10 protein-coding genes are annotated in these 16,353 nt (G+C 61.7%); 3 read left to right on the top strand and 7 right to left on the bottom strand.

Annotation, left to right across the window (positions count from 1 at the left end; all coding sequences use genetic code 11):
- The 3 genes from G7016_RS14975 to G7016_RS14965 form a co-directional block, all read right to left on the bottom strand.
- Complete coding sequence (locus G7016_RS14975) at positions 1-5,619, bottom strand: putative Ig domain-containing protein (RefSeq protein WP_181115642.1); 5,619 nt, start codon at positions 5,617-5,619, stop codon at positions 1-3.
- Between the two features lie 453 nt (positions 5,620-6,072).
- Positions 6,073-7,515, bottom strand: a complete 1,443-nt coding sequence (locus tag G7016_RS14970; RefSeq protein WP_181115640.1) for a SulP family inorganic anion transporter — start codon at positions 7,513-7,515, stop codon at positions 6,073-6,075.
- A 118-nt stretch (positions 7,516-7,633) separates the two neighbouring features.
- On the bottom strand, positions 7,634-8,461 hold the full coding sequence (locus tag G7016_RS14965) for an NAD-dependent epimerase/dehydratase family protein (RefSeq protein WP_181115638.1): 828 nt from the start codon (positions 8,459-8,461) through the stop codon (positions 7,634-7,636).
- 296 nt (positions 8,462-8,757) lie between these two features.
- Between G7016_RS14965 and G7016_RS14960 the strand changes: the two genes are divergently transcribed.
- Together G7016_RS14960 and G7016_RS14955 are read left to right on the top strand one after the other, a co-directional pair.
- Positions 8,758-10,059, top strand: a complete 1,302-nt coding sequence (locus tag G7016_RS14960; RefSeq protein WP_181115636.1) for an MFS transporter — start codon at positions 8,758-8,760, stop codon at positions 10,057-10,059.
- 233 nt (positions 10,060-10,292) lie between these two features.
- A complete protein-coding gene (locus tag G7016_RS14955; protein WP_181115634.1) occupies positions 10,293-11,477 on the top strand; it encodes an amino acid aminotransferase in 1,185 nt (394 codons plus the stop codon).
- A 53-nt stretch (positions 11,478-11,530) separates the two neighbouring features.
- On the opposite strand, the gene G7016_RS14950 is transcribed toward G7016_RS14955, so the two are convergent.
- The 3 genes from G7016_RS14950 to G7016_RS14940 all read right to left on the bottom strand — a co-directional run bounded on the left by G7016_RS14950 (position 11,531) and on the right by G7016_RS14940 (position 13,865).
- Positions 11,531-12,556 carry a branched-chain amino acid aminotransferase gene (locus G7016_RS14950; protein WP_181115632.1) on the bottom strand — a complete coding sequence of 342 codons (1,026 nt, stop codon included), beginning with the start codon at positions 12,554-12,556 and terminating at the stop codon, positions 11,531-11,533.
- A 137-nt stretch (positions 12,557-12,693) separates the two neighbouring features.
- Positions 12,694-13,485: a pyrroline-5-carboxylate reductase gene (gene proC / locus G7016_RS14945; protein ID WP_181115616.1), complete on the bottom strand. Its 792-nt coding sequence runs from the start codon at positions 13,483-13,485 to the stop codon at positions 12,694-12,696.
- Positions 13,486-13,592: 107 nt separating this feature from the next.
- Complete coding sequence (locus G7016_RS14940) at positions 13,593-13,865, bottom strand: hypothetical protein (protein ID WP_181115773.1); 273 nt, start codon at positions 13,863-13,865, stop codon at positions 13,593-13,595.
- A gap of 36 nt (positions 13,866-13,901) precedes the next feature.
- Between G7016_RS14940 and G7016_RS14935 the strand changes: the two genes are divergently transcribed.
- Positions 13,902-14,762 (top strand): MFS transporter, encoded by an 861-nt coding sequence (locus G7016_RS14935; RefSeq protein ID WP_219856287.1) that lies wholly within the window; start codon positions 13,902-13,904, stop codon positions 14,760-14,762.
- Here the strand turns inward: G7016_RS14935 and hutH are convergent.
- On the bottom strand, positions 14,669-16,201 hold the full coding sequence (gene hutH / locus G7016_RS14930) for a histidine ammonia-lyase (RefSeq protein WP_181115614.1): 1,533 nt from the start codon (positions 16,199-16,201) through the stop codon (positions 14,669-14,671). The two genes, G7016_RS14935 and hutH, sit on opposite strands and share 94 nt — an antisense overlap.
- Between the last annotated feature and the right edge of the window lie 152 nt (positions 16,202-16,353).

Genomic DNA, 16,353 nt, shown 5'->3' with positions numbered 1-16,353 from the left:
TTAAGCCACGAAATCGCTTTGGTGCAGCTCCTTCACACCCACCAATGAGATCTCGAACTCGGCGCTGGCGTCGGCGTTCACGCTGCCATACAGGATGCCGTTTTCGAAGCGAAGCTGGCCGGCGGCGTTGGTGCTGTCGAAGGCCTGGCTACCGATGAAGGTGAAGCTTTCCTTGGCTTCGGTGGAGGCGTTGGCGTCGATGCCGGTCAAGTCCAGTTTGTCCCCCTCGGTGGTCTTGAACCCCGCAATCACATCCCGCAGGCTGCCCAGCCCAAGGTCGCCAAGGGCTTTGAACAGGTAGGTGTCTGCACCCGTGCCGCCGGTAAGCGAGTCGGTGCCCGCGCCGCCGATCAGGGTGTCGTCACCGCCGCCGCCCACCAATGTGTCGTCGCCGTCGCCTCCGTCGATCACGTTCGCGGCACTGTTGCCGGTCAAGGTGTCGGCGAAGTGGCTGCCCGTCACATTCTCGATGGCCTTGAGGGTATCGAGGCCCGAACCGAGGGTGTCCTGCTGCGCCGAGGTATTCAAGGCGATGGTCACCCCCGCAGTGGCATACAGGTAGGACGCGGTGTCCGTACCGGTGCGGCCGTCGAGCAGGTTGTTGCCACTGCCCGCGAACAGCGTGTTGTCCAGGCTGTTACCCACGGCATTGGCGGCGCCATCGGTATTGATCACCAGGTTTTCCACGTTGCTGCCTAACGTAAAGGTCGCCAGGCTGCTGTACACCGTGTCGATGCCGCCGATGTCGCTGTCGCTGTTTTTCTCCACCACGGTGTCGTCGATGTTATCCACATAGTACGTATCGGAGCCGTTGCCACCGGTCATGCTGTCGGCGCCGGTACCACCGTCCAGTACGTTGGCGGCATCGTTACCGGTCAGGAAGTTGCGCAGGCCGTTACCGGTACCGTCGATGGCGGAATAACCGGTAAGCACCAGGTACTCCACGTTATCCCCAAGGGTCCAGCTGACCGAGGACTTCACGGTGTCGATTTGCGTGGCTGCGGCGTTGGTTTCGATCACCACGTCGAACGCGTTGTCGACGATGTACACATCCTTGCCGTCCCCGCCACTCATGGTGTCAGCGCCAAGGTCGCCGTCCAGGGTGTCGTTGTAGGCGCTGCCTACCAGGGTGTCGTCCTGGTCGGTACCCAGGATATAGCCGCCTTTCTGGCTGGCCACTTCGTCATACACATCCTGCGCGGTACGATTGTCGGTCGGGTCGCCCTGGAAGCCCAGGTCACCGGCGATGTAATCGGCCAGGCGCTGGCCCACGATCTCGGCAGACTCTTCGTGCAAGTGCCACACGTCATCGGGATAGGTGACAGGGTCGGCTTCCTGGCGCAGCGGCAGGTCGTTGTAGTCGGCAGCCAGGTCCACATCAGCGCGCTCGGCGGCGATGGCTTCCTGTACGGCGCGAACGGCGACCACGCCGTTCTGGATCGAGGCGATCTTGGCCTCGTCGTAGCCACGTACGCGCGCGGCATCGGCGTCGTAGTGGCCGGTTTCCATGATGTACACCTTGAAGTCGCCCAGCTGCGCGTGCAGGTAGTCGAACACTTTCAGGGTGTCGGCCTTATATTTTGCGGCGTAGGCGACAGGGTCGGCGGCGCGGCCGATTTCCTGCGCGGCTTCTTCGCCCTGGCCCCAGATGATGCCCATGGTCACGTTATCGATGGCCTTGAGCGAGGCCAGTTGTTCCTGCAGCAGGCCAACGGCGCGCAGCAGCGCAGGGCCTGGCTGGTTGGTGTCGGTCAGCCACCAGCACAGCCGTAGCTCCTCGGGGGTGCCCGTGGACAAACCACTGACGGTGCTGCCGCCTACCGCCACGTCGATGCCATTGTCATCGGCGTCGGTGAACTGGCTGCGTACGTCGTAATCGGTGTACTTGCTCAGGTCCTTCACCATCTCGGTGATACCGGACTGGTCGTCGTCCTCGGTCATGCGCATCAGGCGAGCGTTGGACTGGCCAAGGGTGGGCAGGAACAGAATGTCTTGCTGGGCCCGCTCGGCGAAAACAAAGTCACTGGCGCTCAAGGTGCTGCCGTAGTTGCCCTGCAGTGCAATTTCAAAGCGGTTGCCGTCACTGTCGGCTTCGGCGGATTTGACGTAGGTTTTGCTGCCGTCGTCGCTGGTGGTGATATACAGCGTGTGGTTGCTGCCGTTACCCAGCCCCAGAATGCCGAGCGCGCTGACGTCGATCTTGTCCACGCCCACAGTAAAGTCAGTGATGGTATCGCTGGCGGTGATGCCACCGGTGTCGTAGTCCCGGTAGCTGTCGCTCAGCGCGGTGTAGCGGAAGGTGTCCGAGCCGGCGCCACCGGTGAGGTTGTCACGGCCAGCGCCGCCGTCGAGCACATCCGAGCCACCGCCGCCGTTGAGTGTGTCGGCGCCCCCGAGGCCGAGGATGAGATCGCTGTGGCTGGTGCCGGTGAGGGTTTCACCTGCATCGGTACCGGTGACGGTAGTGGGCGGGGCATCGGCGACAGTAAGCGCGAAAACATCGCTGGCCGAGGCGCCTTTGGTATCGGTAGCGGTGACCAGGAAGTTATACACACCCGCAGCGTCGTCATCCGGTGTGCCGTTGAAGGTACGGGTGGCGGGGTCGAAGGTCAGCCAGGAGGGCAGGGGCGTACCGTCCTGCAGCGTGGCGGTAAAGGTGAGCGCATCGCCATCGGCGTCGGTGAAGGCGCTTTGAGCGATGGTGTAAGTGAACGGCGTGTTCTCGGTAGCGTTGTTATCCAGCAGGGGGTCGCTGACGACCGGCGCGTTGTTGAGCGGGATCGTTTCGGAGCTGAAGACGAAGTTCGATGCCTTCAGCGTGCTCAGGTAGTTGCCCTGCAAGGCCAGCTCGAAGCGGTTGCCGTTCACATCGGCGTCGCGGTCCTTGATGTAGGTGCGGTCGGTGCTGCTGTTGTACGAAATGTTCAAGGTGCCGCTGTAGCCGTTGCCCAGGCCGGTGAAGCCGAGAGTGGAGACGTCGATCTTGTCGGCGGCAACGTCGAAGTCGGTGATCAGGTCAGTGGAACTGGTGGTATCGGTGCGGTAGCTGTCCACGGTGGAGGTAAAGCGGAACACGTCCGCGCCTGCGCCCCCAGTAAGCTTGTCCGCCCCCGCGCCGCCTACCAGTATGTCGTTGCCCGCGCCACCATTGAGCGTGTCCGCGCCACCCAGGCCGAACAGCTGCTCATTGGCGGCGGTTCCGGTGAGGGTGTCCTTGCCGGAGGTACCGTTGATCACGCCGTTGCCCTGAGGCACGTCTTTAACCGCCAGGGTAAAGGTGTCGCTGGCGGTTCCAGCCTTGCCATCGCTGGCGGTGACAGTCACGTTGAAGGTGCCCGAGGCCGTGCTGCCCGGCGTACCGCTGAAAGTGCGCGTGGCAGCGTCGAAGGTCAGCCAGGAGGGCAGGGCGCTGCCGTCCGCCAGCTTGGCGGTATAGGTGAGGCTGTCGTTGTCCGAATCGCTGAAACTCGTAGCCGGCACTACATAGGAGAACGGCGTGTTCTCACTGGCGTTCTGGTCAGCCAAGGGGGTTGCGACCACTGGCGCATGGTTCACAGGGGTCACCGTGGAAAATACAAAGTTGGCCGCGGTGAGGCTGGTAGTGTAATTGCCGTTCAGGGCGATTTCGAAACGGTTGCCCGACGCATCGGCCTCAAGGGATTTAATGTAGGTCTTGGTACCGGCGCTGTTGAGCGTGAGGTACACCGTGCCGTTCTTGCCGTCGCCCAGGCCCGTGAAGCCCAGCGCCGAGAGGTCGATCTTGTCGTTGGCGACATCGAAGTCCGTGACCAGGTCGGTCACGGTATCGCCACCGGTGTTGTAGTTGCGGTAGCTGTCCAGCCGGCTGGTGTAGATGAAGGTGTCGGCCCCGGCACCGCCAGTAAGGGTGTCCGCGCCCGCGCCGCCATTGATGCGGTCGTTGCCGGCGCCGGCATTGATGCTGTCCGCGCCCGCCAGGCCGTTGAGGGTATCGGCGCCGCTGGTCCCGGTAAGTGAGTCACTGCCGCTGGTGCCTTCGATTACCCGTTGGAACACGAAGTTACTGGCCTTGAGGGTGGTGGCCAGGTTGCCTTCCAGAGAAAGCTCGAAGCGGTTGCCATTGGCATCGGCGTCGTAGCTTTTGATGTAGGTGCGGTTGGTGCTGCTGTTGTATTGCACCAACAACGTGCCGTTATAGCCGTTGCCCAGGCCTTTGAAACCCAGGTCTGCTACATCGATGGTGTCCTTGGTTACGTCAAAATCAGTGATCTGATCGCTGAAGGTGGCACTGGCGGTACGGTAGCTATCGGTCAGGGCCGTGAAACGGAAGGTATCCGCACCGGCCCCGCCGGTGAGTTTGTCCGCCCCCGCGCCACCGACCAGAATGTCGTCGCCCGCGCCGGCGTTGATAGTGTCCTTGCCGGCTCCCGCCAGGAACAGCTCGTTGCTGGCGGTGCCGGTCAGCGTGTCCGCCCCGCTGGTGCCTTCAATGGTCAGGGTGGGCAGGGTTGCGCCTACATAGGTACCGTCGCCATAGGTCAGCGTCGAGCCCTTGGTGGTCTGGCTGATTGCATTGCCCACGATGGTGTTGTGATCGGTGCCGTCTTCATTACGCTCGGCCACCCCATAGGTAGAGTTGGCGCCGCCGGTGATGGTATTGCCCAGTATCTGGTTGTCGCTGCCAGGGAAGAACTTGCCGGACACACCGGTGGTGTCGTCGTAGCTCTGGATAATCACTTCCGGCACAGGGGCGTTCAGCGCGTTGTTGGTCAGGGTATTGTTGCTGACTACCACGCCGGTGCTGCCATAGATCCGCACGCCAGCGCCGCCGTTGTCGTGGATATCCACCCCGGTCACGGTCACGTCGCTGGACAGTTTCACCAACACGCCTTCGGCGCCGTTGCCATACACGCTGCCGCCTTCGATGGTGACGTCGTACGGGGAGGGAATGTTCTCGCTGCCGCGCTGCACCACGATACCGTTGCCGCCGTTGCCGTAGGCCACGTTGCCGGTCATGGTGAAGTCGTTGGTGCTGGTGACGATGTTGAACCCGTGGCGGTCATTGTCGTACGCCACGTTGTTCACATATTTGGTGTCGATCATGTAGTCCGCGACAAAGCCGTCCAGGCCGTTGCCGTGGGACACGCAATTCTCGATCAGCATGTTGATCGTTTGCTCGTGGGGATCGAAGCCGTAGCCCGAGCAGTCCTTGATTTCCACGCCGCTGAGGGTGACGTTGCTGTCGTGGCCGTCCTTCCCAGGGATGTAGCCATTGAACCAACCGTCGATCTTGCCGGTGGTGTTGTCCCGGTTGCCGTCGATGGTCAGGTTGCTCAGGCCGAAGTCGTGGGTTTCTTCGCCATAGGCCGAGCGGATTACCCCGGTGATCTTGGTATCGGAACCGTCCGCTACCTTCACGGTGGTTTTGCCAGCACCCGCGCCTTCCATGTACACGTTGCTTTTGAGCATCAAGCAGCCGTCCGAAGGTTCTTCCCCGGCCGAGACGATAAAGGTCCCGGTTGGCACAAATACCGTTCCGCCCCCAGCTGCGGCTGCTGCGTCAATAGTTGCCTGGATAGCGGCTGTATCGTCCGTGACACCGTCACCGACAGCGCCAAAATCCTTTACGTTGAAAATCATGATGTTGCTCCGGTCCTGGGAAGGGAATTGGTATCAATGCCAATAACTCAGCGCGTGGTACCGGATTTGTATGACACAGTTCACATATCTCAATTCGCCCTTCCATCGACTGCCGTCGAAGAAAGTGAAAATTTCGTAAAAACGTCAGTTTCCTGTCGATTTGTTGGCGACGGCTCCTTTGTAAGCACCTCGATACCGAGCGTTGCGTCAAATAAACCTATGCCGGCTTATTCTTTTTCTGGCGCATTTGGGCCGGCGGAAAGCGAAGCGCTATGCCAAGGCGTGAGGAGGTCAAGCGCGGGGAACAAGAGGATTTCAGGAGGGAAGCGAGCCACTGCTAGGCAGGCGGAAGCGAAGGCCTGGATGGCCCCCGCGGGTTTATAGTCAGAAAATTGAAGATCGGTAAGTTGCCGAGATTCTGTCAGCGGTTACAAACCCATTGCCAAAGGACTGTCACTCGGCCGTCACGCCTGCCCGGCCCAGCAAGCCTTCGCAGCGCTGGGAGAGGTTGATGAGCTGCACGTCGCGCCCCAAAGCTCGGTAACGCCCCAGCAGCGCTTCAAGCGCCGCGATGCCGGAGTGGTCGGCCACCCTGAGCCCGGCGCAGTCGATCACCACCCGCGCCGGGTCGGCGGCCGGCGTGAACAGGGTCTGGAAGCGGGTGGTGGAGGCGAAGAACAGCGTGCCGTACAGGCGGTAGTAACGCTCTTCGCCGCCATCGGCGAACTCTGCCCGAATTTCGTGCGCATGCTGCCAGGCGAACCCGAGCGCACTGATCACCACCCCGCACAGCACGGCGGTGGCGAGGTCGGTGAACACGGTAATGATGGTCACGGCCACTACCACCACGGCGTCCTGCCGGGGGATCTTGCCCAGCACCCGCAGCGAGCCCCAGGCAAAGGTCTGCTGGGCAACCACGAACATTACGCCTACCAGCGCGGCCAGCGGGATCTGCTCGATCCACGAAGAAAGGAACAGGATGAACATCAGGATCATCAGGCCGCTGACCACCCCGGACAACCGTCCGCGGCCACCTGAAGACAGGTTGATCATGGTTTGGCCGATCATGGCGCAACCGCCCATGCCGCCGAACAGCCCCGATGCCAGGTTCGCCGCGCCCAGGGCAACGCATTCACGGTCCGGTTGGCCCCGTGTTTCGGTGATCTCGTCGGTGAGGTTAAGCGTAAGCAGGGTTTCCAGCAGGCCTACCGCCGCCATCAGTACGGCATAGGGCAGCACGATGCGCAGGGTTTCCAATGTGAGGGGCACGTCCGGGAAATGCCATTGCGGCAGGCCGGCGGCAATGTGGGCCATGTCGCCCAGCGTGCGCGTTGGCAAGCCAAGCCCTACCGTAAGCACGCCTACGCTCACGATAGCCACAAGCGCGGGTGGAACCGCACGGGTGAGGCGCGGCAACACCCACACAACCGCCATGGTGACCGCCACCAGCCCTATCATCACCCATAGCGCTGTGCCCTGCAGCCAGTGCTCGCCCTCCTTGAAGTGCTCCAACTGGGCAAGGGCGATCACAATCGCCAAGCCATTCACGAAGCCCAGCATCACCGGATGCGGAACCATGCGTATCAGCTTGCCCAGGCGCAGCGCGCCGAACAGCATCATCAGCCCGCCGCCAAGCACCACCGTGGCCAGCAGGTACTGCGCCCCATGCTGCACAACCAGTGCAACGATCACCACGGCCATCGAACCCGCCGCCCCGGAAATCATGCCCGGACGCCCGCCGAGCAGGGCAGTGAGCGTACAAATAAAGAAAGCGCCGTAAAGGCCCATCAGCGGATTGAGATGCGCAACCAGCGCGAAGGCGATGCATTCGGGAACCAGCGCGAACGCCGTGGTCAGCCCGGCCAATGCGTCGCGACGCAGGGAAGTGAAAGCCATAAAACCCCATCAAGCAAAAGGCACAAAGCCCCCGTGCACCGCTGGGAGGCCAGGGCGAAAGGAGGCTTTTGTTGGAATGCCCGCACTATAGGGAAAGGCGCGCAGCTTGAACAGCGCTTCAGCCCTCGAACGGGCCCGCCGCGACGAAGGCACCGCCCTGGTAAATCCGCAACGGGTCGTCTTCAGCCAAGGCCGGTTGCGCTTCGATAGCGGCACGCCACGGCTCGGAGCTGTCCTTCGGATGGTAAGCCAGGTGCTCGGCGTAGCGGTTGTCCCACCACACATTGTTGTTCGCTGAGGCGCCATACACGAGGGTATGGCCGACGTTCTCGGCGTACAGGCTGCGCTCGATCAGTTGAACCAGGTCGTCATAGCTTAGCCAGCTGTCCAGCATTCGGCGGTTTTGCGGTTCGGGGAACGACGAGCCGATACGGATGCTCACGGTCTCGATGCCATACCGGTCGAAGTAGAAGGTGGCCATGTCCTCGCCAAACGCTTTCGACAAACCGTAATAGCTGTCGGGCCGGCGAGGGCTGCGCGCATCCAGGCGCTCGCTCTGCTTGTAGAAGCCGATCACGTGGTTGGAGCTGGCAAAAACCACCCGCTTCACGTTATGGCTGCGCGCGGCTTCGTAAAGATGGAACACGCCGCAGATGTTCGCGCCAAGGATGGTTTCAAACGCATGTTCGGTGGACACCCCGCCAAAATGGAGGATGGCATCGCAGCCTTCCACCAGGCGATCTACCGCAGCCTTGTCCGCGAGGTCGCACGTTACAACCTCTTCGTGTGGGCCGGTCGCAGCGGGCATGTCGCAGATGTCAGACAGCCGTAGCACTTCAGTGAACGGCTGTATCCGCTCACGCAGCACCTTCCCTAGCCCACCGGCAGCGCCTGTCAAGAGGATGCGGTTGAAGGTTTGCCGCTCGGATGTGCTGGTTTGCGCCATGGGATGTGCTCTCGATTATTTTTCTAAGGTCGCGGTAGGTCGTCGTACAACTTGGCGAGATTATCAAAGTGCGGTTGCCGCGTGTCAATGAGTCCGCGCCATGGTCAAGGCAAACCACCGCTTTTACGGCGTTTCATGGTCCCTCTGCCTCAATCATGAAATCGTACAGGCGGTAGCGCCGCACGCCTAATATCCGTTTGACACCCTGACGGGTAAGCCCTATAAAATGCCGACAAGTACGACGACATATGTCGTTACGCTTTACCTCGACAAAACAATACAAAGAGTGTCAGCCTATGAAAATCAAAGGCATCCGTTGGTGGATGGTCGGCCTGGTGACGGCCGGGCTTATCGTCAACTACCTCGCCCGTAATACCCTCTCGGTGGCCGCGCCCACCCTGATGAAAGAACTCACTATTTCTACCGAGCAATACGCCCATATCGTGGTGGCGTGGCAGCTGTGCTATGCCTTCATGCAGCCGGTGGCGGGTTACGTCATCGATGCCATCGGCACCAAGATGGGCTTCTTCACCTTCGCCCTGGCCTGGTCGGCCGCGTGTGCCGCAGCGGCTCTGGCTACTGGCTGGCAGAGCATGGCGTTCCTGCGCGGGTTGCTGGGCCTTACCGAGGCCGCGGGCTTGCCGGCTGGTGTCAAAGCCACCACCGAGTGGTTCCCTGCCAAGGAGCGTTCTGTCGCCATTGGCTGGTTCAACATCGGTTCGTCCGTGGGTGCTTTGCTCGCGCCGCCGCTGGTGGTGTGGGCCATTCTGCAAAGCGGCTGGCAGCTGGCGTTCCTTATTGTTGGCGGGTTGGGCATTGTGTGGAGCTTCCTCTGGCTGGTGCTTTATAAGCACCCGAGAGATCAGCGCCGGCTGGGCGAAGCCGAGCGGGAGTACATCCTTTCTGGCCAGGAAGCACACTTCAAAGACGCACCCGCGCAGAAAGGCAGCTGGAAAAAGATCATCAGCAGCCGCAACTTCTACGCAATCGCTTCGGCACGGATTCTGTCCGAGCCGGCCTGGCAGACCTTCAACGCCTGGATTCCGCTGTACCTGATGACCGAGCGCCATATGAACATCAAGGAAATCGCGATGTTCGCCTGGTTGCCGTTCCTCGCCGCAGACCTTGGCTGCGTGCTCGGCGGTTACCTGAGCCCGTTCTTCCACAAGCGTTGCAACGTGTCCCTGTTTACCTCTCGCAAGCTGGTGCTGCTGTTCGGCGCTTCCTGCATGATCGGCCCGGCCTGCATTGGCCTGGTGGAAAGCCCGTACACAGCCATCCTGCTGCTGTGCATCGGTGGCTTCGCTCACCAGACCCTCTCCGGCGCGCTGTACTCCATCACGTCCGACTCCTTCGGCAAAAACGAAGTGGCCACCGCCACCGGGATGGGCGGCATGTTCGGCTACCTGGGCGCCGCAGCGTTCACCATGGTGTTCGGTGTACTGGTGACCAAGATCGGCTACAGCCCTCTGTTCGTGGTGCTGGCCGTGTTCGACATCGTCGCCGCCATCATCGTGTGGACCGTAGCGCGCGAACTGGTGCGGCCTCCGGAGCCCACCGTGCACACCGACGTTGAAGGGCGCCCTGCTGTCGCCTGACTGTATGCCGGGGCAAGGCGCGTTCTGTGCCTTGACCCCGGCGAACCGCTGTGAACTAATTCCCCTCGCACACGGCTTCGGCCAACCAAAATCACTAGAATGCCACCGAGCGTCGGTCAGGCAAGGCGGAGCCAGGCGAGGAAGCGGAGTTGACTGACTGTCAATGAGCATTCCGAGCCTGGCTCCAACACAGCATTACCGGCGCCCGGGGGTATTTTTCCCCTGAGGTGGATATGTTCGAACACTTGCCCCTGTACGCTGGCGACCCGATCCTGGGGCTGATGGGGGAGTTTGCTGAAGACCCACGGCCCAACAAGGTCAACCTGGGTGTCGGCATCTATTACGACGAATTGGGCCGCGTGCCGCTGTTGCCCTCGGTGCAGCGCGCCGAAGAGCTGCTCGTTGCCGAACATCAGCCACGTAGCTACCTGCCCATGGAGGGCGGCCCGGCTTATCGTCGAGCGGTCGAGCAACTGCTGTTCGCGGGTAGCGTGGACGCCAGCCGCCATAGCGTCGCGATCATCCAGACCGTAGGCGGCTCCGGCGCGCTGAAGGTAGGCGCCGACTTCCTGAAAACCGCCTGGCCCGATTCTCAAGTATGGGTATCGGACCCCACCTGGGATAACCACCTGGGTATCTTCCAAGGCGCCGGTTTCAAAGTGAACCGCTACCCGTACTTCGAGCCCAACCGCAAGCTGTTCGACTTCGAGGGCGCGGTAGAGGCGCTGGAGAAAGTGCCAGCCAAGGCCATCGTGTTGCTGCACCCGTGCTGCCATAACCCCACCGGCATCCAGCCGGAGCGCGAGCATTGGGTGAAAATCCTTGATGTGCTGCAGGCGCGAGACGCCATTCCGTTCCTGGACATCGCTTATCAAGGGTTCGGGAAAGGCCTGGACGACGATGCCTGGCTGATTCGCGAATGCGCGCGGCGTGGCATGGAATTCCTCGTGTCCAGTTCGTTCTCGAAAACGTTCTCGCTGTACGGCGAACGCGTGGGTGCGTTGAGCGTGCACACGGCTCGCGACAGCCATGCGCAGGTGTTCGGCCAGCTCAAGCTGCATGTACGCCGCAACTACTCCAGCCCGCCGATGTTCGGCGCCAGCATCGTGGCCCGTGTGCTGGGCGACGAAGCCCTGAACAAGCAATGGCAGGGCGAATTGGCGCAAATGCGCGAGCGCATCACGGCCATGCGTGCCGCGTTGGTGGAAGGTTTGACCAAGCGCCTGCCAGAGCGGGACTTCGGCTTCCTCGCTCACCAGGAGGGCATGTTCGCCTACACCGGCCTGAGCGCGGACCAGGTGCGCAAGCTCAAAGCCGAGCACGGCGTATACGCGGTGGAAACCGGCCGCATCTGCATTGCAGGGTTGAGCCCGAGCAACCTCGACCATGTGATCGAGGCGTTCGCGGCGGTGATGTAAACCGCATCTACGAAAAAGGCGCCTGCGGGCGCCTTTTTTGTATCCGGTTGAAATCAGTCGACTTTCACGATCCAGCCTTGTGGGCCTTCGATTTCGCCGGTCTGGATGCCGGTCAGTTCCTTGTACAGGCGCTGGGTGACCGGGCCAACTTCGGTTTCACTGTGGAATACGTGCAGCTTGCCCTTGTATTCGATGCCACCGATAGGCGAGATCACCGCAGCGGTACCGCAGGCGCCTGCTTCGGCGAAGCGGTCCAGCTGGTCGATATGTACGTCGCCTTCTACCACTTCCAGGCCCAGGCGGCTGGCCGCGAGTTCCAGCAGTGACAGGCGCGTAATGCCTGGCAATACCGAGGCGGATTTCGGGGTAACGAACTGCTTGCCGTCTTTGGTGATACCAAAGAAGTTGGCCGAGCCCACTTCTTCGATCTTGCTGTGGGTTTGCGGGTCGAGGTAGATGCAGTCGGCGAAGTTATGCTTCTTCGCTTCAGCGCCGGGCATCAGGCTGGCGGCATAGTTACCACCCACTTTGGCGGCGCCGGTACCGTTTGGCGCAGCGCGGTCATAGCCGGAAATCACGAAGTTATGGGGCTTCATGCCACCTTTGAAGTACGGGCCGACCGGTACGGCGAAGACTGCGAAGATAAACTCCGGCGCGGTGCGCACGCCGATGTTGTCACCCACGCCGATCACGAACGGGCGCAGGTACAGCGCGCCACCAGTGCCGAACGGGGGGATGAACCGCTCGTTGGCCTTCACCACCTGCTGGCAAGCATTGATGAACTGCTCGGTGGACACTTCAGGCATCAGCAGGCGCTGGCAGCTGCGCTGCATGCGCAGGGCGTTCTGGTCCGGGCGGAACAGGTTGATGGTGCCGTCTTTGGCGCGGTAAGCCTTCAGGCCTTCGAAGCACTGCTGGCCATAGTGCAAGGCCGTGGAGCCTTCACTGATATGCAGCACGTTGTCTTCGGTGAGCTCGCCGGGCTGCCAGGCACCGTCGCGCCAGTAGGAGAGGTAGCGCAGATCAGTCTTGATGTATTCGAAACCCAGCTTGTCCCAGTTGATGCTTTCGTTGCCCATGACACCCTCGATCGACTATTTCGGCCCGCTCACCACTGACCGTTCTTCACCTTGGGATAATAATGATTTCTGTGGGTTTGTCCGAGGGTTTCGCGCGCCAATCGGGCGATTGGCGCGGCTATCGCACCGAACGTGGGTCATTCGCCCCGTGATAGCGCCTGCGCACGTGCGGCGGCAGCGGTAGCGGCCTGCTGAACCAGTGAGCGCAGCGCGCCGTTGGCCTCGAAAACGTCAATGGCGGCAGCGGTAGTGCCGTTGGGTGAGGTAACCGCCTGACGCAGGGCAGCCAGGTCCGCGTCGGGCTGGCGTTGCAGGGTGGCCGCGCCGAAGGCCGTATCCACGGCCAGGCGTTTGGCCAGTTCCGCATCCAGGCCCAGGGCCACGCCTGCCGCAGCCAAGGCTTCGCTGAACAGGTGGTAATACGCCGGGCCGCTGCCGCTCAGGGCGGTCACGGCGTCCAGCTGATGCTCATGCTCCACCCACCAAGCACTGCCCACCGCCTGGAACAGCTCGCCCACAAGTGCACGCTTCGCTTCCGGCAGCCCGGGCTCTGCAAACAGCCCAGTGCAACCAGCGCCCAGCAATACCGGCGTATTGGGCATTGCCCGCACCAGATCGCAGCTATTGCCTACGGCGCTACGCAGGGTCGGCAGCGTGACCCCGGCAGCCACCGATACTATGACCGAGCCGGTGAGCAAGTGCTTGGGCAGCGTGCTTAGCACACTTCCGGCCAGGGCGGGTTTGACGGCCAGGATGATGCAGTCGACCGAAATGTTGCCCAGCTCGGCTGCGCTGCTCACAACCATGGCCTGCTTGCTGGCAGGAAGGCTGGGGTCGACGGCGTACACATCACTGGCCAGCCCGGTTGCCAGCCACGCTTCACCCATCGCGCTACCCATGCGGCCATAGCCCAAAAACAACACGTTCATTGCTGATCTCCAGCGGCCTGTAGCCGTATTTTTTATCAGCCTATAAGTAAATACCGACAAGGTGCAACCCGGTTGCTCGGGGTAATTTCGGCTTAATCCATTCAGCTCTACTGAGCTAAATTGGTGCGTGGCAGGCTTAAATCGGGAATTAACGGTTTACAACAGTGCATAAACCCATAAATTGCACTTGTTTTAAAAATATTTTCAGGACTATCGTTCCAGTCTATTGCAGGGCCTGCAAACGGATGAATACCATCGGCGCCCTCGGGTGCAACTGGATCAAGAGGATAGGTTGCGCCTAGGGTATTACTAATAACAGTCGGAGTGCTCCATGGCCTTGCCAAATTCGACAGCCGCCCTTGCAGGCGGAAGGCGTGCATTGATCGCCAGCCTTACCGGCAGCTCGATCGAATGGTTTGACTACTTTCTTTACGGCACCGCCGCCGCACTGGGCGCCGCTGCCTGAGGAGGATTTTCTGAGCTGGGGCTGGCGTGTGCCGTTCCTGCTGAGCGCGGGCCTGGTGTTTCTCGGCCTGTGGATTCGCTCGGGCATCGGCGAAACCCCGGATTTCGAAGCCGCGAAGGCTACTGGCAATGTGGCCAAAATGCCTATCGTGGAAACCCTGCGCAATCACTGGCGTGAAGTGCTGATCGCGGCGGGCTTGAAGGTGGTGGAAGCCGCACCGTTCTATATCTTCTCGACGTTCGTGGTCAGCTATGCCACTGGCAACCTTGGCTACAGCAAGGTGGATGCGCTGCACGCGGTGATGTGCGCGGCGGTGGTCGCCTCCGTGTTGATTCCGCTGATGGGCTGGCTGTCCGACAAGCTCGGCCGCCGCACGGTGTATACGCTGGGGATTGTGCTGAGCGCCGCCTTCATCTACCCGTATTTCATGCTGCTCGACACCCGTAGCGTGTGGGGCATCACCACGGCCACGGTCATCGCCCTCGGGTTGCTGTGGGAGCCGATCACTGCGGTATTGGGTACCTTGTCTTCCGAAATCTTCAGCACCCGTGTGCGCTATACGGGCATCACGCTCGGCTATCAGCTCGGTGCCGCGCTGGCTGGCGGCACGGCACCGCTGATCGCAACCTGGCTGCTGGGCAAATATCAGGGCGCTTGGCAACCGGTCGCGAACGCAAGGCCGAGCCGGCGGCGGTTCGCGTGCCGGCCCGGTAAGCGTCAGGCGTTATACAACCGCGCCACCGGCATCCACGCCTCGAAGGCGCCCCCTTCCACCCAGGCACGAGCGCAGGCGATGTCGGGAGCGAAGTAGCGGTCTTCGTGGTAGTGATCGACTTTCGAGCGGATCAACTCCATCACGGCCGCTAGCTGGGGCGAGGTTTTCAGCGGTGCCAGCAGGTCGATGCCTTGGGCTGCGCCAAGCAGCTCGATGGCCACCACCGCGCTGCTATTGCCGGCCATGTCCTGCAATCGGCGGGCGGCGAAGGTGGCCATGGACACGTGGTCTTCCTGGTTCGCGGAGGTAGGCAGGCTGTCCACCGAGGCCGGGTGAGCCAGGGTCTTGTTCTCCGACGCCAGCGCCGCAGCGGTCACCTGAGCGATCATGAAGCCGGAATTCAGGCCGCCTTCTTTCACCAGGAAAGCGGGCAACCCGGAGAGTGCAGGGTCTACCAGCTGAGCAGTGCGGCGCTCCGACAGTGCGCCGATCTCCGAGATGGCCAGCGCCAGAACGTCCGCCGCCATGGCTACGGGCTCGGCGTGGAAGTTACCGCCCGACAGCACATCGCCGTCTGCGCTGAACACCAGCGGGTTATCGGACACGGCGTTTGCTTCGCGCAGGAATACGCTTGCGGCGAAGCGCATGTGGTCCAGGCAAGCGCCCATCACCTGTGGCTGACAGCGCAACGAGTACGGATCCTGCACGCGCGGGCAATCCCGATGAGACTCTCGAATTTCGCTGCTCGCCAGCAATTCGCGGTAGAAGGCGGCCACGTCGATCTGCCCCGGCTGGCCGCGCACGGCCTGGATGCGTGGGTCGAACGGTACGTCCGAACCGCGGAGCGCTTCAACCGTGAGGCTCCCGGCCACCACCGCTGCGCTGAACAGCCGCTCGGCCGCGAACAAGCCACGCAGTGCCAGTGCCGTGGAAACTTGTGTTCCATTGATCAGGGCCAGGCCTTCCTTGGGGCCAAGCTCCAGCGGTTGCAGGCCGGCAATGGCCAGGCCTTCGGTGGCCTCCATTTCACGGCCTTCATGCCGTACCCGGCCCACGCCGATCAGCACGGCGGCCAGGTGCGCCAACGGAGCAAGGTCCCCCGAAGCACCTACCGAGCCTTGCGACGGCACGCAGGGGTAAACCTGCGCGTTATAGAGTGCGCTCAGCCCTTCGATCACCTGCCAGCGCACGCCCGAAAAGCCCCGCGCCAGCGAAGCGACCTTCAACGCCAGTATCAGGCCAACGGTCGCATCATCCAGCAGCGGGCCGGTCCCGGTGCAATGGCTGAGCAGCAGGTTGCGCTGCAGCTTGGTCAGGGATTCTTCCGGGATAGAAGTACGCGCCAGCAGCCCGAAACCTGTATTGATGCCATACACCGTACGCTTGCTGGCGATGATCCGGGTAACCGTCGCCGCCGCTTCGTCCACGGTTGCCCGGGCGCCCGGATCAAGCTCGAAAGGCACCCGGGAATGGTAGATGTCACGCAGTTGAGCAAGGTCGAACGAGCCGGGCTGGATGGTCAGGGGCGCAGGCATGGAGAAGTATCCTGGTACGTGGGCAATGCCTGTTATCTAAACCTGTATATACAGGTATGGCAAGCGGCATTTTTCCAGTGGATATCTCGAAGCATTAGGAGCCGGCGAGGCCGGCTCTCATGGAACAGAGTTGTTCCCAGTGCCACAGCGGA

This window comes from Pseudomonas japonica, from assembly GCF_013522925.1.
In the GTDB taxonomy this organism is placed as follows: Bacteria; Pseudomonadota; Gammaproteobacteria; order Pseudomonadales; family Pseudomonadaceae; genus Aquipseudomonas; species Aquipseudomonas japonica_A.
Note: the sequence above shows the minus strand (reverse complement) of the source record. Positions and strands in the feature narration are given on the sequence as shown.